General features: G+C 37.9%; 17 protein-coding genes. 9 read left to right on the top strand and 8 right to left on the bottom strand.

The genetic code is table 11. The features are described 5' to 3' along the window. Positions 1–5: 5 nt before the first annotated feature. The 3 genes from trpB to BUE08_RS01250 are packed head-to-tail and all read left to right on the top strand — an operon-like array spanning position 6 to position 3,677. Positions 6–1,193 carry a tryptophan synthase subunit beta gene (gene trpB, locus BUE08_RS01260; RefSeq protein ID WP_213995780.1) on the top strand — a complete coding sequence of 396 codons (1,188 nt, stop codon included), beginning with the start codon at positions 6–8 and terminating at the stop codon, positions 1,191–1,193. Then, positions 1,186–1,962: a tryptophan synthase subunit alpha gene (trpA, locus tag BUE08_RS01255; protein ID WP_286680153.1), complete on the top strand. Its 777-nt coding sequence runs from the start codon at positions 1,186–1,188 to the stop codon at positions 1,960–1,962. The genes trpB and trpA overlap by 8 nt, the downstream gene beginning before the upstream one ends. Further along, positions 1,959–3,677, top strand: coding sequence for a B12-binding domain-containing radical SAM protein (locus tag BUE08_RS01250; protein ID WP_286680152.1), 1,719 nt, complete (start codon positions 1,959–1,961; stop codon positions 3,675–3,677). Before trpA ends, BUE08_RS01250 begins: the two co-directional genes overlap by 4 nt. Here the strand turns inward: BUE08_RS01250 and BUE08_RS01245 are convergent. From BUE08_RS01245 to BUE08_RS01225, 5 genes are all read right to left on the bottom strand, one after another. Continuing rightward, on the bottom strand, positions 3,674–4,468 hold the full coding sequence (locus BUE08_RS01245) for an ABC transporter ATP-binding protein (protein ID WP_059033642.1): 795 nt from the start codon (positions 4,466–4,468) through the stop codon (positions 3,674–3,676). The genes BUE08_RS01250 and BUE08_RS01245 overlap by 4 nt on opposite strands. After that, on the bottom strand, positions 4,455–5,378 hold the full coding sequence (locus BUE08_RS01240; RefSeq protein WP_059033644.1) for an ABC transporter permease: 924 nt from the start codon (positions 5,376–5,378) through the stop codon (positions 4,455–4,457). Before BUE08_RS01240 ends, BUE08_RS01245 begins: the two co-directional genes overlap by 14 nt. A 15-nt stretch (positions 5,379–5,393) precedes the next feature. Beyond that, a complete protein-coding gene (locus BUE08_RS01235) occupies positions 5,394–6,434 on the bottom strand; it encodes an ABC transporter substrate-binding protein (protein WP_213951100.1) in 1,041 nt (346 codons plus the stop codon). Positions 6,435–6,665: 231 nt separating this feature from the next. Further along, the gene (locus tag BUE08_RS01230) at positions 6,666–7,091 is read right to left on the bottom strand and encodes a HutP family protein (RefSeq protein WP_083497740.1); all 426 of its coding nucleotides are present in this window, start codon (positions 7,089–7,091) and stop codon (positions 6,666–6,668) included. Positions 7,092–7,553: 462 nt separating this feature from the next. Next, entirely contained in the window at positions 7,554–9,179 is a 1,626-nt protein-coding gene (locus BUE08_RS01225; protein WP_286680151.1) for a Na/Pi cotransporter family protein, read from the bottom strand. Between the two features lie 234 nt (positions 9,180–9,413). Here BUE08_RS01225 and BUE08_RS01220 point away from each other — a divergent pair, with 234 nt between their 5' ends. The 3 genes from BUE08_RS01220 to BUE08_RS01210 are packed head-to-tail and all read left to right on the top strand — an operon-like array spanning position 9,414 to position 13,156. After that, the gene (locus tag BUE08_RS01220) at positions 9,414–10,103 is read left to right on the top strand and encodes a response regulator transcription factor (protein WP_281795623.1); all 690 of its coding nucleotides are present in this window, start codon (positions 9,414–9,416) and stop codon (positions 10,101–10,103) included. After that, a complete protein-coding gene (locus BUE08_RS01215) occupies positions 10,100–11,824 on the top strand; it encodes an ATP-binding protein (RefSeq protein ID WP_286680150.1) in 1,725 nt (574 codons plus the stop codon). The genes BUE08_RS01220 and BUE08_RS01215 overlap by 4 nt, the downstream gene beginning before the upstream one ends. A 21-nt stretch (positions 11,825–11,845) precedes the next feature. After that, the gene (locus tag BUE08_RS01210) at positions 11,846–13,156 is read left to right on the top strand and encodes a hexokinase family protein (RefSeq protein WP_273039425.1); all 1,311 of its coding nucleotides are present in this window, start codon (positions 11,846–11,848) and stop codon (positions 13,154–13,156) included. A gap of 43 nt (positions 13,157–13,199) precedes the next feature. Here BUE08_RS01210 and ald read toward each other — a convergent pair whose 3' ends face one another. Then, positions 13,200–14,324 (bottom strand): alanine dehydrogenase, encoded by a 1,125-nt coding sequence (ald, locus tag BUE08_RS01205; protein ID WP_286680149.1) that lies wholly within the window; start codon positions 14,322–14,324, stop codon positions 13,200–13,202. A gap of 150 nt (positions 14,325–14,474) precedes the next feature. On the opposite strand from ald, the gene BUE08_RS01200 reads away from it, so the two are divergent. From BUE08_RS01200 to uvrC, 3 genes are read left to right on the top strand one after another with little or no spacing between them, the layout of a single operon-like run. Next, positions 14,475–14,606 (top strand): hypothetical protein, encoded by a 132-nt coding sequence (locus tag BUE08_RS01200; protein WP_273039423.1) that lies wholly within the window; start codon positions 14,475–14,477, stop codon positions 14,604–14,606. Positions 14,607–14,637: 31 nt separating this feature from the next. Continuing rightward, positions 14,638–15,021 (top strand): ArsR/SmtB family transcription factor, encoded by a 384-nt coding sequence (locus tag BUE08_RS01195; RefSeq protein ID WP_059033658.1) that lies wholly within the window; start codon positions 14,638–14,640, stop codon positions 15,019–15,021. Positions 15,022–15,047: 26 nt separating this feature from the next. Continuing rightward, the gene (gene uvrC / locus BUE08_RS01190) at positions 15,048–16,865 is read left to right on the top strand and encodes an excinuclease ABC subunit UvrC (RefSeq protein ID WP_286680148.1); all 1,818 of its coding nucleotides are present in this window, start codon (positions 15,048–15,050) and stop codon (positions 16,863–16,865) included. Here uvrC and BUE08_RS01185 read toward each other — a convergent pair. Next, a complete protein-coding gene (locus tag BUE08_RS01185; RefSeq protein WP_273039421.1) occupies positions 16,859–18,412 on the bottom strand; it encodes a methyl-accepting chemotaxis protein in 1,554 nt (517 codons plus the stop codon). The two genes, uvrC and BUE08_RS01185, sit on opposite strands and share 7 nt — an antisense overlap. A 20-nt stretch (positions 18,413–18,432) precedes the next feature. Further along, positions 18,433–19,479, bottom strand: a complete 1,047-nt coding sequence (gene ltaE, locus BUE08_RS01180; RefSeq protein WP_286680147.1) for a low-specificity L-threonine aldolase — start codon at positions 19,477–19,479, stop codon at positions 18,433–18,435. Positions 19,480–19,638: the final 159 nt, after the last annotated feature.

Raw genomic sequence — 19,638 nt, 5'->3', positions numbered from 1 at the left:
AAATTATGTCAAAGGGAAGATTCGGAATACATGGAGGACAATATATACCGGAAACATTGATGAATGCTGTAATTGAATTAGAAGAAGCCTATGATTATTATAAGAATGATCCGGAATTTAACAAAGAACTGGAAGACTTATTTAGAGATTATGCCGGTAGACCTTCTCGCCTGTATTTTGCAAGAAAGATGACAGAAGACCTAGGCGGTGCCAAAATTTACCTAAAGCGCGAGGATCTAAATCATACAGGCGCTCATAAGATAAATAACGTATTAGGCCAAGCGCTTCTTGCAAAAAAGATGGGTAAAAGCCGAGTGATTGCTGAAACAGGAGCAGGTCAGCATGGTGTCGCTGCTGCTACAGCTGCAGCGCTTATGGGGATGGAGTGCGAAATCTTTATGGGAAAAGAAGATACCCGGCGTCAAGCTTTAAATGTATATAAAATGAGACTTCTTGGTGCGAAAGTGCATCCTGTTACATCCGGCACTGCTACACTAAAAGATGCAGTTTCAGAGACTATGCGAGAATGGACAAAGCGGATTAATGATACTCATTATATAATAGGATCTGTTATGGGACCTCATCCATTTCCTACAATCGTAAGGGACTTTCAATCTGTAATTTCGAAAGAAATTAAGTCGCAAATGTTAGAGAAAGAAGGCAGACTGCCGGATATGGTTATAGCCTGTGTAGGCGGGGGTTCTAATGCGATTGGCGCTTTTTATCACTTTATAAACGATAAATCAGTGGAATTAATTGGCTGTGAAGCGGCAGGCAGGGGAGTAGATACTTTTGAGACAGCAGCAACTATTACTACTGGAAAGCCGGGAATCTTTCATGGAATGAAGTCGTATTTTTGTCAAGATGAATATGGACAAATTGCACCTGTATATTCAATATCAGCAGGTTTGGATTATCCGGGTATAGGCCCGGAGCATGCTTATCTTCATGATTGCGGCAGAGCTCAATATGTAGCAATAACTGACGAAGAAGCGGTTTGCGCATTTGAATACCTGTCGCGGACAGAAGGCGTTATTCCAGCCATCGAAAGCGCCCACGCAGTGGCTCAAGCAATAAAAATAGCGCCTTCTATGGGTAAGGATAAGATTTTAGTTGTCAATATATCCGGCCGCGGTGATAAAGACTGTGCTGCAATTGCTAGATACAGAGGGGAGGACATGATAAATGAGTAACATAAGTAAAGCATTTGACCATGGCAAGGCATTTATTGCGTTTCTAACCTGCGGAGATCCGGATTTAGATACTACAGAAAAATTAATAAAGGTTATTGCTGATTCTGGCGCAGATCTAATCGAGCTTGGAATTCCATTTTCCGATCCTACTGCAGAAGGACCGGTAATCCAAAACGCAAATATGAGGGCGCTGGCCGGCAAAGTAACAACGGATAAGATATTCGATATGGTCTATAGAGTTAGAAAAACTGTAAAAATTCCTATGGTCTTTATGACTTATGCCAATGTTGTATTTTCTTATGGAACAGATAGATTTATAAAGAGAGCATCTGAAGTTGGTATGAGCGGATTGATACTTCCTGATGTGCCCTTTGAAGAAAAAGAGGATTTTGCGCCTCTGTGTAGAAGATATGGAATAGAACTTATTTCTCTTATCGCGCCTACTTCAAATCAGCGCATTTCAATGATTGCAAAAGAAGCGGCAGGTTTTGTCTATTGTGTTTCGTCTTTAGGAGTTACAGGGGCGAGAAATGAAATCAGTTCAGATAATATACAAAATATGATAAAACTTGTCCGAGAGTCTACAAATATCCCTACAGCCGTAGGATTTGGAATTTCAAATGCTAATCAGGCTGCAGAAGTGGCCAAGCTTGCTGATGGAATCATTGTAGGTTCTGCTATTGTTAAAATCATCGAAGAATACGGAAGAAATGCAGCGCCTTTAGTTTCGGAATATGTAAAAACAATGAAAGAAGCGATAAATTCGTGAAAACCCTCCTTGTAGGAATAAATGCAAAATATATTCACACAAACCTTGCAATAAGGGATATATTTGGCTATATAAAACAGAACAACAAAGAAGAAGACATACAGATTTATGAAGCAACAATTTATGATGAATTAGACGATATCTTAGAAGATATTATATCTTATCAACCCGACGTAATCGGTTTTTCGTGCTATCTTTGGAATATAGAAAGCGTATTATATTTAGCAGAAAACATCAAAAAAATAAGACCGGAGACAAAAATTGTTTTAGGCGGTCCCGAAGTATCTTATGAGGCAGAAAATCTACTGGAAAGGAATCCCTTTGTAGATTATGTAATTTTGGGAGAGGGAGAGGAAAGATTTTTTAAATTGCTGCTGCATTTAAAAAGCGGAGCTCTTCTTGATACAATCGATGGTTTGGCATATAAAAAATGGAACGATATTTTAATACAGTCCCCAAAGTCATATGTAAACTTGAATAAAATTCCATTTCCATACATTAACGAGAACGAGAATTTAGAGAACAAGTTAGTATACTACGAAACATCGCGAGGATGCCCTTTTAGATGTGCTTTTTGCTTGTCATCTCTTGAAACTGCCGTAAGAGAAGCCGATCTTGACAAAGTGGAGCAAGACTTTATGCGTTTTTTGAGAATGGGAGTAAGGATAGTTAAGTTGGTAGACAGATCCTTTAACTGCAATCTGCCGCGAGCGCTGAGACTTCTTGAAATCATTCGCAGCTTGCCGCAGGATATGATATTTCACTGCGAAATAAATCCGGAGTTGGTAAATGAGGAGTTTATTGAAGCTTTACAGGGCATTGAAGACAGGCTGCAGTTTGAAGTAGGTATTCAAAGCACAAATCCTGAAACATTAAAAGAAATATCAAGGACTCCTAATACAAAAAAATCTCTTGAAGGAGTAAAGCGCCTCAAATCAGCAGGCATAAAACTTCATGTAGACTTAATCGCCGGTCTCCCGCGCGAAAACTTTAAAAGCTTTGGCAATTCTTTTAATGAAGTGTACAATCTTCGTACTGATGAAATACAGCTTGGATTTTTGAAGCTTTTAAAAGGAACAAAACTTAGGACAGATGCACATAAATATGGTATTATATATCGCTCAAAGCCCCCTTATGAAATTTTATACAACAATGACATAACATATGAAGAGCTTTGCATATTAAAGGGAATTGCACGCCTCTTAGACAAATATTACAATACAGGCCGATTTTACCATTCCCTTATCTACTTAGAAGAGAAATTTAAATGCCCCTTTGAGCTTTACCAGGCATTTTATGATTATTGTAAAAGAAAAGGTCTTTTTAAAACTAGGCATTCTTTAAAAGACCGATATGACATATTATATTATTTTGCAGAAAGTTTAGGAACAGATATCGTGAATTTTGACATTTTTAAAGATATCCTTAAATTTGATTTTCTACTGACAAATGGTAAAGCTGCTATGCCTAGATGTATTGAGGCTTGCGAAGATCGAGAATTTTTAACCATAGCCAAGAAATACATTTACAACAATAAATGGCTTAAGGAAAATCTTCCTCAAGCCATAGGATTCTCAAATCATGAACTTTCCAGATATCTTGCTTACGGGCTTTTTAACTATGACATCCCTTATAACTATAATGTAAAAAAGAAAAAGGGAGTTGTCTTCTTGCAGAAAAATAGCAAAAACTATTACGCTGATTTTGAGGTCTAAGCCAGCATTATTCTGTCTTCTGCAAATTTCTCGCCCTGGACTTGTTCAAACTTACTAAGCAGCCGTGGGATAGTCATTGAAGCCTTTTCTTCACCACTAATATCTAAGACGATTTGACCATTGTGCATCATTATAAGTCTATTTCCCATTTTGATTGCATGCTCCAGATTGTGGGTGACCATAATTGTCGTTAACTTGTTTTTTTGTACGATTTCCTCTGTCAGGCTGTTTACCAATACAGCTGTTTTTGGATCCAGTGCAGCAGTATGCTCATCTAAAAGCAGCAACTTAGGCTTTTTCATCGTAGCCATAATCAAAGTCAAAACTTGACGCTGACCACCGGAGAGAAGCTTTACCTTTGTAGAAAGACGATTTTCAAGACCCAGATTAATGTTTTCAAGATACTCCTTAAATATATTTCTTCGCTGAGCATCCAATCCTCGGCGAAGCATCATATTGTTTGGACGAGCATACGCTATTGATAAATTCTCTTCGATAGTCATGGATGGGGCGGTGCCAAGCATTGGATCCTGAAAAACCCGACCTATAAATGCAGCTCTTTTGAATTCCGGCAGATTTGTTATATCCTTGCCATCAAGGTATATCTTTCCACTGTCCGGAAAATAAACACCTGCAATGATATTCAGTAGCGTCGATTTTCCTGCGCCATTACTTCCGATAACGGTTATAAAGTCGCCATCACTAACTTCAAGAGACAAATCATTTAAAACTCTATTTTCGTTAGGGGTATTGCGGTAGAATATTTTTTGTATATGCTCAAGAATCACCATAGGAATCACACCTTTGCACGCGAAGTTTTATTGACTGCCTTATTTGAGGGGCTGTAAGGGCTATAATTACAACGATTGCCGTAAAAAGCTTTAAATCAGAAGCCTGCGCCAATCGGAAGGAAAGAACCAGCGAAATGCTAAATCGATATAAGAATGAGCCGAAAAGCACTCCTAACGTACTGATAAATACACTTCCTTCTCCGAAAAGCGTGGTGCCTATTATAACTGAAGCAAGGCCGGCTACAATCGTCCCAACTCCCATACCGGCATCAGCAAAACCCAAATATTGAGCAACCAATGAACCGGACAAGGCCACAAGACTATTAGAAATTACAAGCCCTATAGTTTTTGCCATATCAGTATTTACTCCCTGGCTTCGTATCATCTGTGGATTGTCACCGGTTGCTCTTAGCGCAAAGCCCATCTGTGTTTCTAAAAAGGTGTCAATTATAAACTTTATAAGCAAAGCAAAAACAATAAAGAATGCAAGATAAATAAATTTCATTGGAAATGACGGCCAAACTCGGCTTATAAAAGATTCTGCCATAGAATAGATAGTAGGCTGATTTAGCAGAGGAGTGTTCGGCCTGCCCATTATCCTAAGGTTTATTGAATAAAGCGATGTCATGGTCAAGATACCTGACAAAAGGTCACTGATACCGGCTTTTGTGTTTAAAAATCCTGTTACATAACCGGCCAAGGCGCCTCCTAAGATTGCGCCAAAAGTTCCTACTACCGGATTATATCCGCTTACGATGAGGGCTGCTGTGATGGAAGCCCCAAGAGGAAAACTTCCATCTACAGTCAAGTCAGAAAACTTTAGAATCTTAAAGGTCATATATACACCAATTGCCATGATTCCGTAGACTAAACCTTGCTCTAAAGAAGTCAGGAATAAGTTTTGCAACATTTATGGACACCTCAATTATTTTTCTAATATCTCATCTGCCCTAGACAATACTTCTTGAGGGATAGTAATTCCAAGAGCTTCTGCTGATTTCTTATTTATAATAAGCTTTAAATCTTTTGAGCTTTCTACCGGCATCTCTGCAGGATTTTCGCCATTTAAAACCCTGGCAGCCATTTGGCCGGTTTGTTTACCCAGAAGATAATAATCTATTCCAATAGTGGCTAAGGCTCCACCTTCTACTTCGCCGCGCTCGGCTCCTATAACAGGTATTTTTGCCTCATTGGCAACTTTTACAATGTTGCTTATCGCGGAAGCTACGGTGTTATCTGTGGGAGTATAAATTGCATCTACTTTGCTAACTAATGACTGGACTGCTTGATTTATTTCGCTGGTATTGGCAACCGTTGCTTCAAATATGGTAAGATCAAGCTCTTTTGCAGCCTCTTTTGCTATGTTTACCTGAACAACAGAATTGGGCTCTGCAGCATTGTAAATTATACCTACATTTTTAGCCGAAGGAATTATTTCCTTTAACAACTTCAATTGGTCCTTTACAGGATTCATATCGGTAGTGCCTGTAACATTTGTACCAGGCTTTTCCATGCTTTTAACAAGACCTGCATCTACCGGATCGGTAACAGCAGTTACAAGTATAGGAATGTCTTTTGTGGCATTTGCAGCAGCTTGGGCTGATGGAGTTGCGATAGCTAAAATAAGGTCTACTTTTTCATTGATAAGCTTATCGGCTATTGCTTGCGTTGTTGAAAAATCTGCCTGAGCGTTTTCGACAATAATTTCAATATTTTTACCTTCTTCAAAACCGGCTTCCTTAAGACCGTCTACAAAACCTTCCCGAGCTGAATCAAGTGCAGGGTGTTCAACAAACTGCGATATTCCGATTTTGTATACCTTATTATTTGCATCTGCATTTGTGCTGTTTGATGTACCAGGAGTTGATTCTTGAGACGTTGAACCGCCGCCGCATCCTGCCTGGATAAGAGCTAGCGCGAGAATTAAAATCATTATTACAATAGATGTTATAAAAGTTTTTTTCATTTTGAATGCCCCCTTTTGTTTAGCTTGCAGGACAGAAGCAAGTAGTACACTTGCAAAGCTGAACCAGGAGTAAAAAGATACAAAAAAGCACTCGGCAAGAGTGCTTGATGTAACTCTACGTTTTCTCCTACCGTCCTACCATGCTACAAGTTAATTCAATTTATTTGGCTAAAGTATATAATTATTAGGTCAATTTGTCAATAGTGAATTCTAACAGTAATTTATGAATATTTAGATTTCACCTTCACTACGAGGTAGTGTGCGGTGTCCGAGACCTATGACTACTTCATTAAAGCTTAAAAACCCTATAGCGAAAAACATTGCTACGCTTATATGTTCTCCATACCTGGCAATTCCGATTTTACCTCCCACATTAAAGCCTACAGCTTTTTGCAAAACCTGAGAAAGGGCTTCCCGTGTAGCTCCTATAAGGGCTCCTTCTAATACATGAACGTTTTCCTTTATGACACCTTCTCGTTTTGCGGCGACCAAAGATCTTTCTATAATTTTTTCGATAGAATCTATTAAATTACCGCCAAAATCTACTGCACAAACCTTAACATTCATATCACGGAATGTCTTTTTGAGCTCAGCTTCTTCTGCGCGGGTTGAAATTGCCATTTTTATTGCAATTTTTGCCACATCAGTACTTTCCAAGATAAAGCCCCCTTATATAAGATATTCAGACGCGAATTCTTCTTTAGTATATCACAGAATATACGGTTTTTCTATATTACTGAATTTTATACGAAATGTATCATTTCAGGACAAAAAATACATATAAAATTTTTTATTACAAAGAAGGATTTACTAAAGTATTATAGAATAATATAATATAGATAGCGGAGCGGATTGCAAGGAAAAATTAAGGGTAAAGTCATTTAAGCGGGGGGTTTATATTGCCATATACCTTATGCCCGTATTGCAATAAAAAATCGTATTCTGCAGCAGAACTGAGAACGTGGATTTGCCCATATTGCAATAAAACCGTGAAGAAAGAAGAAGGAAATAGGGAAATCGTAAAGAGCGAGCAGGCAAAATAGCCTGCTCGCTTTAAATCATTGGTTTTAGCCTACTGAGAATGCAGCAAGCCACCCTGCCTATGCGGGTGTGATGGATTTAGATCAGTTTCTTAAAGTTTTTGTCAATTCCAAGGATATAACTTGCAATATTAAAAGAATGATCCCCTACGCGCTCCAAATTATTTATTATATCCAAATAGATAACGCCTGAACTTGGCACGCATGCACCACTGCTTAAACGCTTAATGTGACTTAATCGCAGCTCTTTTTCCATTGCGTCAATTTCTTCTTCTCTGGCTATTACGGTTTTTGCAGAAGATTTATCCCAAGCTAAAAATGCATTTATTGCAATAGAAAAGGTTTCTGTAACTTTTTCAGACATTTTTATTAGTTCAACTATAGCTTCTTCACTAAGAACTAAACGATGCTCATTTTTAAATTCCGCAAGCTCCAACACATTCATTGCATGATCGCCGACTCGCTCCATATCATTTACCGCATTTATCAGATCTGTTATTGAACCTTCTCCGGTTTCCGGCAAAGAAGAGCGTGAAAGCAGAGCTAAATATCTTGTAATTTCTCTTGCAAGCTCATTTATTACTTCTTCCTTTTCCTTTGCTATTTTACCCTTTTTCTCATCGTAATTTACAAAAGTATCCAATGAATCTTTTAATGTCTCTAAAGCCAGATTTCCCATCCGACCTATTTCTTTTTTTGCTTGCTCAAGAGCCAAAACAGGTGTTTCTATTAGCCGATCATCTATATACTTTACGCCGTGTTCGATAACTACTGCTTCACCTGGCACAAGATGTAAGATTAATCTTATAATTAAAAACGTAAAAGGAAACTGAATAATAGTATTTGTCAAATTAAAAATAGTATGTGCATTAGCTATCTGTCGGACCGGGTCAAGAGAGGTCATAGCTACAATTTTTTCAACAATCGGTAGGATCATCAAAAATAATGCGCTTCCGATTATATTAAACAGCAAGTGAAAAATTGCAGCTCTTTTTGCCGTAACATTTGCTCCGATACTTGCCAGAAGTGCTGTGACACATGTTCCTATGTTATCTCCAAATAATATAGGAAGAGCTGAGGAAATAGTTAATATGCCTTGACTTGCCAAGGCCTGAAGAATACCTATCGTAGCACTGCTGCTTTGAATTATACTTGTTGTAAGGAAACCGACTACCACGCCGAGAATTGGATTTTTGCTAAAAGTTGCGATAAAGTCAACGAATTGTGGGACATCGGCAAGGGGTTTTAATGCGATTTCCATTGTCTGCATTCCGTAAAATAAAAGCCCGAAGCCTAATACCACTTGTCCTATGTATTTTTGAGATTTAGTTTTACCTAAAAATAATATTATCGTTCCGATTCCTATAGAAGGCAGGGCAATGTTTGTAAGCTTAAAAGCAATTAGTTGAGCTGTCACAGTAGTTCCGATGTTAGCTCCCATTATTACACCGACTGCCTGAGAAAGGTCTATTATTCCTGCATTTACTAAACCAACTACCATAACTGTTGTAGCACTGCTACTTTGTATTATGGCGGTAACAAACGCTCCCACAATTACCCCTAAAAAGCGGTTCCTGGTCAGCAATTCCAATAAACCCTTCAAACGATCTCCTGCTGACATTTCAAGTCCTTCGCCCATAATTTTCATTCCATATAAAAATAGGCCCAAACCGCCAAATAAAGTTAAAAATGAGTTTAATGTCAAGGCAGCACCTCCTTGTTGATGAAATAAGTTTTGTTATTCACAAGTGCTTTTTAATTTTATCATGAGTCAAATATAAAAACAATCTTCAGGCACGCGCATTTAGTCTTTGTTCAAAGCTCTGTAAATCTCTGTATATTGACGGTCCTTGCCGTAAAATCTATAATAAGGGTAAGGCGCGATTACAAAATTTAAAAAAATAATTAGATAATTTGTAAGCTGCAGGGAGGAAAACAGGTGCATGATATAAAAATACTTGTAGTTGATGATGAAAAGCGCATAGTAGATTTGGTAAAAATATACTTGGAAAGAGAAGGATTTTCAGTAGATGAAGCTTTCGACGGTCAGCAGGCTTTAGACAAGATATCGAGCTCATCCTATGATCTGATTATTTTAGATCTTATGCTTCCTATAGTAGACGGCTGGACGGTTTGCAAAGATATAAGGCAAAAATATGATACGCCGATAATAATGCTGACAGCCCGGGGAGAAGAATTTGATAAGGTTTTAGGCTTTGAACTCGGGGCGGATGATTATGTAGTAAAACCCTTTAGCCCTAGAGAACTTACAGCTAGGGTAAAAGCTCTGCTCAGGCGCATAGTTTCTAAGGAAGATGAGGAAAGTGAGATACTCGCATTTCCTGAGCTGATGATAGATCCGATATCCAGGGTTGTAAAGGTCAATAATAAAGAAGTGGCTCTTACTCCTAAAGAATTTGATCTTCTCTACTTTTTAGCTAAAAACAAGGGAAAGGTGTTTAGCAGAGAGAAACTTCTAAAGGAAGTTTGGGGATACGATTTTTATGGCAGCCTGCGGACAATAGATACACATATAAAGCAGCTTAGAGAAAAATTAGGGCGAAGTAAGGCTGCTTCCTATATAAGCACTATTTGGGGAATCGGCTATAAATTCGAGGTGGAAAAGTGATTCCGAGGAAAAGCATTGTTACGAAACTGTGGATTTATATGACGGTTCTTACAGTCGTCGCTCTTCTAATCTCTGGCTTAGTACTTTCAAACATATTTGAAGATTTTTATTTTAATATGCGAAAGAACGAGATGATAAACGAGGGGCAGCAGCTTATATCTTTAATTCTAGGAGGTATAAATCCTTCAGAACTGCTTGACATAAGTAAATTTATAAATGCATATTCGGTGATAATTGACAGACAAGGGCTAATCCAGGCAAGCTCAAATGTTCTAAAATTTGAGGGTGTAGCTATTGGACCTAAAGAGCTTAGGGAGGTGCTCAATGGCAACATTGTTGTAAGCAAAAGTTTTGTATCTCAGTTTGATGCAAATATGCTTACAGTAGCGCTGCCCATTAGAACCGAAGGCAATGTAATTGGAGGCGTAATACTATTTTCCCCTATGTCTTCTATCGAAAGCACTATTTGGCAAATTAGATATTTGGTACTTTCGGTAGCAGGGGCATCAGTCTTAGTTTTGACGGCCTTAAGCCTTGTACTATCAAAGACTATTTCCAAACCTCTCATCCAAATGAAAAAAGTCGCAGAAGAAATAGCAAGAGGCGAATTCGGCACTAAAGTTAAGGTAAAATCTCAGGATGAAGTGGGGACATTAGCAAATGCGATAAACTATATGTCCGAGGCTTTAAATAAAAATATCAATATGCTTGATCAAGAAAAAAGGCAGCTTCAGAATATATTGCTCAGCATGACTGATGGTGTTATTACTTTCGATGCCGAAAATCGTGTTATAATGGCAAACCCCCAAGCCGTTGAGATGATACCTGATTTGAAGCAAAATGGTGAATTAAAAGTGCCAAAAATAATCGAGCCGATTGTAAAAAAAGCCATGAAATGCAGTGAATTTATCAGTGAAGAGCTAGAGATAGATGGAAAGGTTGTAGCGGTAAAAATGACTCCTTTGTTAAGTGATGATGGTGTGCTGCAAGGGGTTTTGGCTGTACTGCAAGATATCACGCGAGAGAGAAATCAAGAGGACTTAAGAAAGGAGTTTTTAAGTGATGTTTCCCATGAACTCAGGACACCGTTAACTTACTTGCAAGGCTATACAGAAGCATTAATTGACGGGATTGTCAAAGATTCTGATGAACATGACCGATATCTTAATATTATACTTGAAGAAACTTTGAGGCTGCGCCGCTTAGTTGATGAACTATTGGAGCTTTCGCACATGGAGGCAGGCCACTTAAATATACAAAAAGATTACGTTTCAATAAAAGAATTAGTTGAACAAGTTTGCAAAAAATTCCTTCCTATCTGTGAGGAAAAGAATATTAACTTGAAAATAGAAATAGAAAATATACAGCCGATTTTAATTGATGAAGATAAAATAGAGCAGGTAATGATAAATCTTATTGATAATGCTATAAGGTATTCGCCCAGCGGTCAAGATGTGCTGATTAAGGCAGGAGCCGATGAAACAGGAGTTACAATTTCTGTCAGAGATAGCGGAAGCGGTATACCGGACGCCGAACTGCCTTTTATCTGGGAAAGGTTTTACAAAGTTGACAAATCCAGAGCGAGGAAAGATAGCGGCACAGGGTTAGGACTTGCTATTGCAAAAAGAATAGTTGAGCTTCACAATGGAAAAATATGGGCAACAAATTGTGCGGAAGGAGGTACTGAATTTTCCTTTTTTATACCTTGGACACATAACTAATTTTATTAAGAGGTGATGTGATTGCAAAAAACAAAGCAAGAAGTTAAAGAGTTTTTGAAGCAATATTCTATGAGCTATGAAGAAATAGACATAGAAGAGAATTGTAAACTGTTTGTAGAAGAAATGGAAAAAGGTCTTAAAGGAGAGGCTAGCTCCCTCCAGATGATACCCACGTACATAAGTCTTGGGGAAAAGGTGCCTTTTAATGAACCCGTTATAGTCTTAGATGCCGGAGGGACTAATTTTAGAGTTGCGGGATGCTATTTTGATGAAGAAAAAGGACCGATTATCGAAAATTACAAGTCCTATCCTATGCCCGGCGTTGAACGAGAAACATCTAAAAAAGAATTCTTTGAGACAATTGTAAATTTCATGAAGCCATTGCTTAATTACAGCAAAAAAATAGGATTTTGCTTTTCATATCCTACTGAGGCTCTTCCTAACAAAGACGGGAAGGTTCTACAATTCAGCAAAGAAATAAAACTCAGCGAGCTCATAGGAGAGGCAGTGGGCGAAGGCTTGTTAAAAGCCTTAAAAGATGCGGGGTTTTCCGATGATAAAGAAATAGTTGTTTTAAACGATACAGTTGCTACACTCCTTGGAGGCAAAGCTACATACCCGGACCGAGTGTTTTCGAGTTATGTAGGTTTCATCTTGGGCACCGGAACAAATACGTGCTATGTGGAACAGAATAAAAACATAAAAAAGCTTCCGGATATTCAAAATAAATTAGGTTCTATGATAATAAATATTGAGTCCGGCGGGTACGCAAAGGCCCCACAAGGCGTAATTGACAAAGAGTTCGATCTTCAGACAGCAAATCCCGGCTCTTATACTTTCGAAAAAATGATTTCCGGAAGATATCAAGGAGGCTTGATTTCTGCTGTAGTGAAAAAAGCTGCAGAAGATAAGCTTGTTACAAAAGAATTTTCCGACAGACTTGACAAAATTGGCGAAATTACAGCGGTGGATATTAATGATTTCTTGTACTACCCCTATTCAAAAAGCTTACTTTCCACTTGCTGCCTTGGAGATAGCAACGATGCCATAGTTTTATATCATTTAATCGATGCGATTATTGAAAGAGCCGCAAAACTCACTGCTATAAATCTTTCAGCAATTTTATCTAAAACCGGCGAGGGAACAAATCCGTGCAAACCCGTTTGCATAACTTGCGAAGGTTCTACCTTCTATAAATCAAAATTATTTAGGGATAAACTTGTTTACTACATGAAAGATTATCTAAATGACAAAAAGGATATGTATTTTGAATTTGTGCGAGCTGATAATTCAACGCTTATAGGAGCAGCTATTGCAGGTTTGATGAATTAACTAAAAACTCTGTGCTAAAAAATCTTTAGCACAGAGTTTTAGATCAAATTTCTTTTATCACTGTTTCCAGCGGATAATAGGGGAGATTATGGGCGTTTGCAACTGCCTCATATGTGATTTTTCCATTTAAGACATTTACACCTTTTGCAAGAGCAGGATCTTCTAAAACAGCCTGTTTCCACCCTTTGTCGGCTATCTTTAAAAGATAAGGCAAGGTAGCATTGGTCAAGGCAAGAGTTGATGTGCGCGGTACTGCGCCAGGAATATTTGAAACCGCATAGTGAATTACACCATGTTTTACAAATACCGGGTCGGCATGAGTTGTTGGATGATCTATGGTTTCAACACAACCTCCCTGATCTATGGCAACATCTACAATGACACTGCCGGGCTGCATGTTTTTGACCATGTCTTCAGTTATAAGCTTGGGTGCTTTAGCGCCGGGAATCAGAACCGATCCTACTACAAGATCTGCGGTCTTTAGCGCCTCAGTTATATTTAAACGATTTGAATATAGTGTTTCAAGTCTGCCCATGAAAAGATCATCAAGGTATCTTAGCCTGTCCACATTTACATCTATTACTGTAACATGAGCGCCAAGACCCATAGCTCTTCTAATAGCGCCTGTGCCCACAGTTCCTGCTCCAACCACAACTACTGAGCCGGGAGTAACTCCCGGGACACCTTCTAAAAGAATTCCCTTGCCTCCTCGAGTTTTTTCAAGATATATTGCACCTTCCTGAATGGCCATGCGGCCTGCAATTTCGCTCATGGGTGTTAACAAAGGAAGACTTCTATCACTGCGCTGAACCGTTTCATAGGCTATTGCAGTAACTCCTGAATCGACAATGGCCTTAGTAAGCGCTTCGTCGGCTGCAAGATGCAAATAACCGAAGAATACCAATCCGGGTCTTAAGTATTTATACTCCGACTCGTGGGGCTCTTTAACCTTTATCACTAGCTCACTTTTCTCCCACACAGTTGAGGCACTGTCAATTATTGTTGCCCCTGCAGCCTCATAACTTTCGTCAGAAAAACCAGACCCCAGACCTGCCCCTTTCTCAATTAGCACTTGATGGCCACTGGATATAAGGGCGTCTGTGCCTGCTGGTGTAATAGCCACTCGATTTTCTTGTTCTTTTAATTCTTTAACGACACCGATGATCATTTTTTTGCCTCCTCGAAAATTACAAACATTAAGCTTTAAGCAACATTTATGCATATTGAAAGTATATCAAAAAAATAATTGCTGCACCAGTAAGATTTAAAAAAAATTAAGGCAGGGGATACCTGCCAAAAAAGGGGGTTAATAATTAAGATGTATAAAAGGGGATTTAACGATCAAGTTTATTTTACCAGAAAAATTACAGCAGAAATTTGTGCAAAATGTGATGTTTTTGTGATAATGCGGTATAACGGAAGTGGAAACATCTTGCCAAGTTTGATATAATTCATGTGAATAAACTTTAGAGGGAAGCCAAATGGAGAATAATGATAATAATGTAAGCAAAGAAATTGATGTTTGTGAAGTGTTTAGTATTGAAGAAGATAAAGTCAGGAAACTTGCAGGTACTATTCCTGATATGGTGGATTTGGCAGATTTATTTAAAGTCCTAGCGGATGAAACCAGGGTAAAGATTGTATACTTGCTTTCAAAGGATGAATTATGTGTATGCGATATAGCAACTCTTTTAAACTCTACAGTTTCAAATGTATCGCACCATTTAAGAGTGCTTAGAACAGCTCACCTGGTAAAATTCCGCAAAGAAGGTAAACAAGTATTTTATACATTAGATGACGAACATGTGGTTCATATTATAAAAGAAGGATTTGAACATGTAAACCATATTCATCGGGAAAAATAAAAGAGTTGCAGCAGGAGGAATAATTTATGTTTAATCCGGAGAAAATTGCAGAGTTTCCAGAAAAACCCGGTGTTTACATTATGAAAGATAAACGAGGAAGAATTATTTATATAGGCAAGGCTGTGTCTTTAAAAAACAGAGTAAGGTCTTACTTTCAGTCACCAAAAAACCTACCTGTGAAAGTTGCCTCAATGGTTCCGAAAATCGAAAATATTGAATATATAGTAACGGATTCAGAAGTTGAAGCACTTATCTTAGAATGTAATTTAATCAAGTTTAACAGACCGAAATATAATATATTGTTAAGAGATGATAAGCAGTATCCTTATATTAAAATCGCAACTAGTCAACCTTTTCCGCGCCTGGAAGTTGTAAGAAGGGTAAAAAAAGATGGTGCTCGCTATTTTGGACCTTATGCCGATGTTGGAGCAATGAGGGAAGCTATAGATGTAATAAATAAAGTATTCCCTATTCGCAGCTGCAAAAAAGATTTAAGTCAGGTACCGCTAAAAGAAAGACCCTGTCTTAATTATTATATAAAACGCTGCCTTGCGCCGTGTCAGGGTTCGGTGGAACAAGAAGAATATGATGAAATGATAAAAAATATCGTTATGTTTTTAGAGGGCAAGCAAGAAACTCTTATTAAACAATTAAGAGAAAAAATGGAAGAAGAAGCCGCAAAACTAGATTTTGAAAAAGCCGCAATACTTAGAGACCAAATATCAGCATTACAGAAAGTTCTTGAAGAGCAAAAGATCGTATCTACTGACATGACTGACCAGGATATTATTGCAATGGCAAGAGGCATAGATACAGTATGTATTCAGGTGTTTTTTGTAAGAGAAGGAAAACTCGTGGAACGAGAGCCATTTATCCTTAGCAATACTAATGGCGCAGAGCGCAAGGAAATTCTTACCGCTTTTGTAAAGCAGTTCTATAATAATACAAATTTTATCCCTAAGGAAATTATAATTGAGGAAGAAATTGAAGATAAGACTACAATACAAGAATGGCTTTATGGGAAAAAGGGTTCTAAAGTGTATATATCAATTCCTAAAAGAGGAGAAAAGAAAAAACTAGCTGAAATGGTAGCGGAAAATGCACGAATATACTTAGAACAAATTGAAAATAAAGATGAACGAGAGAAACTTAAAAACATGCAAGCGCTTGAAGAACTGCAAAAATATCTTGGTTTAAAAGATATACCTCATAGAATCGAAGCGTTTGATATCTCAAATACACAAGGGACAGAATCAGTAGCATCAATGGTGGTTTTTGAAGAAGGACAGCCTAAAAAAGAAGATTACAGGAAATTTAAAATCAAGACAGTCGAAGGGCCAAATGATTTTGAAAGCATGAGAGAAGTTATTTTTAGGCGTTTTAAAAGAGCGATTTTAGGCGATGAAAAATTTAACAATCTACCAGACCTATTGCTGATTGACGGAGGTAAAGGACAATTAAGGTATGCGCGAGAAGCTCTGAGAGAGCTAGGATTAGAGTCCATATTTACAATAGGACTTGCAAAAGAGTTTGAACATATTTTTGTAGAAGGAAAAGAAGAACCCATAGTATTGCCCGAAGATTCGGAAGCTCTTTATTTAGTTCAGCGAGTGCGAGATGAAGCTCATCGCTTTGCAATAACTTTTCATAGAAGTTTGCGCAGCAAAAGAAATTTAAAATCTGCCTTGGATGATATTCCGGGTATAGGAAAAGCCCGCCGATTAGCACTCCTTAAGACTTTTGGCAGTCTTGAGGGCATCAGACAGGCTTCTGTTGAAGAACTTGCCGGCGCACCAGGAATGAACAAAAAAGCTGCTCAGGCGGTCTATGACCATTTTCATTGATTAAGGCATATCCCTGCAGTAATTGCTCCAATAAATTGGCCATCTTTTAAAATTGGTGTTGCAACATTAATTGTTGGTTTTCCTGTAAGGGCTGAAATATACATTTTTGAGGTAAAATCTTGTCCATTTTTCGTAGATTTAAACCAGTCTCTAAAAGAAAAATCAGTTACTTCGGAAGGATTAGAGTTTGCTATACTTTTTCCGTGTTCATCTACGGTTATTATACCGGTAATGCCCGGAAATTCCTTCTTCAATTCATTAAAGATCCTCATATGTTCTTCTTTTTTCATTGAAAGCATCTCATTTGATTTTGCATGTTTTTTAAGTGCATTAAGCAGTTTTAATTTTACTTCTTGCGATACATCATATTCCTTATTCTTTAACACTTTACCAACATAGCCTGATATTTCGGATGAAACTTTCAAAAGACTCTCCGTAGAATTATTTATATTGTTCATTACAGCAGCTTGCTCCTCAGAAACTGCTGCAGTTTCCTGGAAAGCGGCAGAAATGTTTTCTGTAAGTGAGGAAAAATCCACAATTAAATTTTTGATATTTTCTGTAGCGGTAGCCTGATCTTTTGTGAGTTTGCTTATATGGTCCATTGATTTTAGCGTATTTTCGATTATTGTCGAAGTGGCTTGTAAAGAATTTTTTGTAGTATTTGCCTGTTCGGCCTCTTTTTTTATTTTATCAAAACTCGATACAATTTCCTCTGACAATTCAAGGATATTATTACTAATATTTTCAATATTTTCTCTGATTTCGCCGGCGGCGGATTGAGCGTTTATGGAGAGTTTTCGGATTTCATCAGCTACTACTGCAAACTGTTTGCCTGCATTGCCTGCTCTTGCAGCTTCGATTGCTGCATTTAAGGAAAGTAGGTTTGTTTGTTTTGCAATACTTTCAACGGAACCTATAATACCGCCTATTTTGTCTGCCTCTTGCTTTAAAAATTGGACTTTTTGGGCGGTGGCATTATTTTCTTCCGATGTGAGTTTAACTGAATTCACAAGGTTTTCAATTAGCTTAGATGTTTCGTTTAAAGATTTTTGAACTTCCTTATTCCCCAAGACTACATTGTCGGTTTCCTTAGCTATGCGATTAGAAAACTCGCTTAGATTTGCAACTTCATTTACGGCATTGGTGCATGCCTTTACTTGCTCTTCGGCTCTTTGAGCTATATGGCTAATAGTCTCTGCGACTTCTTGAGAAGCCTTGGCCGAAGTTTCAGTTTCTGAAGAAAATTTCCTACATAATTCCTGCAACTGTTCTGAAGCTATAGAAAGTTCACCTGTAAGATGCCTCGTGTTTTGAGTGACGCCGGCAATTTCTTTGCAGAGCTTACCAAGAGCGCCGCCTTTTGCGATGTCGTCGAAATTTTGCCATAAGAGCCCTTCGTTAAATTGCTGAAGCCGTTTAATAATTGCTTCAATCTTATCATTTTCTCTTTTTTTACCAACGAGATATACAACCAAGAAAATTATGATAACTACTGCTAAAGCATAAATCATGTAAGTCCCCTTTAGTCCGTCTGAAAGTTGCAAAAGTAGTTCCCTCCTAAATTTCAAGATATGTGTTTCTTATCAAAAATCGATTTAATAGATTCTAAAGCTGTTTCGATATCGCTTCTGGCAATTCCATAATGAGTTACAAACCTTACAGTAGTTCCTCCTCCTCCGTTTATTTTAATTCCTTTTTCATAAAGTTTCGAAGAAAATTCATCAGCAGACATGTTCAGATTTGCTATATCACAAACTATGATATTTGTTTGAACCGTTTCCATGTCTATTTTAATTCCGGGAATATTACAAAGTCCCTCCGCAAGAAGTCTTGCATTTTTGTGATCCTCGTTTAGCCTAGAAGGCATCTTTTCTAATGCTATGATACCTGCAGCTGCTAAAAATCCCGACTGCCGCATTCCTCCGCCGAGCATTTTCCTAAATTTCCGGGCTTTTGCTATAAAACTTTTTGTCCCTACCACTAAAGAACCTACCGGCGCACACAAACCTTTTGAAAGGCAAAACATTACAGAATCTGCATATCTTGCAATTTGATTTACCGGTATATTCAAATATGTAGCTGCATTAAAAATTCTTGCTCCATCCATGTGTACCGGAATATCGTAATTTTTGGCAAGTTCATATGTATTTTGGAGAATATCCATTGGTATAACAGTTCCGCCTGCCCGGTTATGGGTATTTTCTACACAAATAAGGCTGGTCTTGGGTTGATGTATGTCATCGTCACGTATAGCGGCTTTAATGTCTGAAGGATCCATGGCGCCTTTTGTGCCTCTAATAAGTCTTGCCTGAACTCCTGAAAGCCGGCCTATACCCCCTACTTCATACGTTATTATATGAGACTTTTCTTCTAAAATTATCTCATCTCCGGGATTAGTATGCGTCATTACGCATATCTGATTGCCTTGGGTCCCACTGGTTACAAACATAGCGGCTTCTTTGCCGAACATTTTAGCTGCCGCCTCTTCTAAATGGTTTACAGTAGGATCCTCGCCGTAAACATCATCTCCTACCTCAGCATTGTACATAGCGTCGCGCATTTCCTGAGTTGGTAAAGTTACTGTATCACTTCTAAGATCAATATAATTCATTAGAGATTCTCCTTAACTTGTTATTTGGTTCAAAATATTAATTCTACATAAAAATGGAAAATCCTTTCTTAATTCAAAACTAAATAAGAAAAATCGCGAAATCAAGAAGGTTATTTACACATAGAGTCGAATATATTATATAATATAGTTAGGCAATAA

The organism is Tepidanaerobacter sp. EBM-49, from assembly GCF_001896645.1.
Lineage (GTDB): Bacteria > Bacillota > Thermosediminibacteria > Thermosediminibacterales > Tepidanaerobacteraceae > Tepidanaerobacter > Tepidanaerobacter syntrophicus.
The sequence above is the reverse complement of the archived record's forward strand: the minus strand, read 5'-3'. Positions and strand labels throughout refer to the sequence as shown.

Excerpts from the sequence above, each read along its gene's own strand:
- trpB (WP_213995780.1), top strand. The coding sequence starts at position 6 with ATGTCAAAGGGAAGATTCGGAATACATGGAGGACAATATATACCGGAA.
- trpA (WP_286680153.1), top strand. The coding sequence starts at position 1,186 with ATGAGTAACATAAGTAAAGCATTTGACCATGGCAAGGCATTTATTGCG.
- BUE08_RS01245 (WP_059033642.1), bottom strand. The coding sequence starts at position 4,468 with ATGGTGATTCTTGAGCATATACAAAAAATATTCTACCGCAATACCCCT.
- BUE08_RS01240 (WP_059033644.1), bottom strand. The coding sequence starts at position 5,378 with ATGTTGCAAAACTTATTCCTGACTTCTTTAGAGCAAGGTTTAGTCTAC.
- BUE08_RS01235 (WP_213951100.1), bottom strand. The coding sequence starts at position 6,434 with ATGAAAAAAACTTTTATAACATCTATTGTAATAATGATTTTAATTCTC.
- ald (WP_286680149.1), bottom strand. The coding sequence starts at position 14,324 with ATGATCATCGGTGTCGTTAAAGAATTAAAAGAACAAGAAAATCGAGTG.
- BUE08_RS01200 (WP_273039423.1), top strand. The coding sequence starts at position 14,475 with ATGTATAAAAGGGGATTTAACGATCAAGTTTATTTTACCAGAAAAATT.
- BUE08_RS01195 (WP_059033658.1), top strand. The coding sequence starts at position 14,638 with ATGGAGAATAATGATAATAATGTAAGCAAAGAAATTGATGTTTGTGAA.
- uvrC (WP_286680148.1), top strand. The coding sequence starts at position 15,048 with ATGTTTAATCCGGAGAAAATTGCAGAGTTTCCAGAAAAACCCGGTGTT.
- ltaE (WP_286680147.1), bottom strand. The coding sequence starts at position 19,479 with ATGAATTATATTGATCTTAGAAGTGATACAGTAACTTTACCAACTCAG.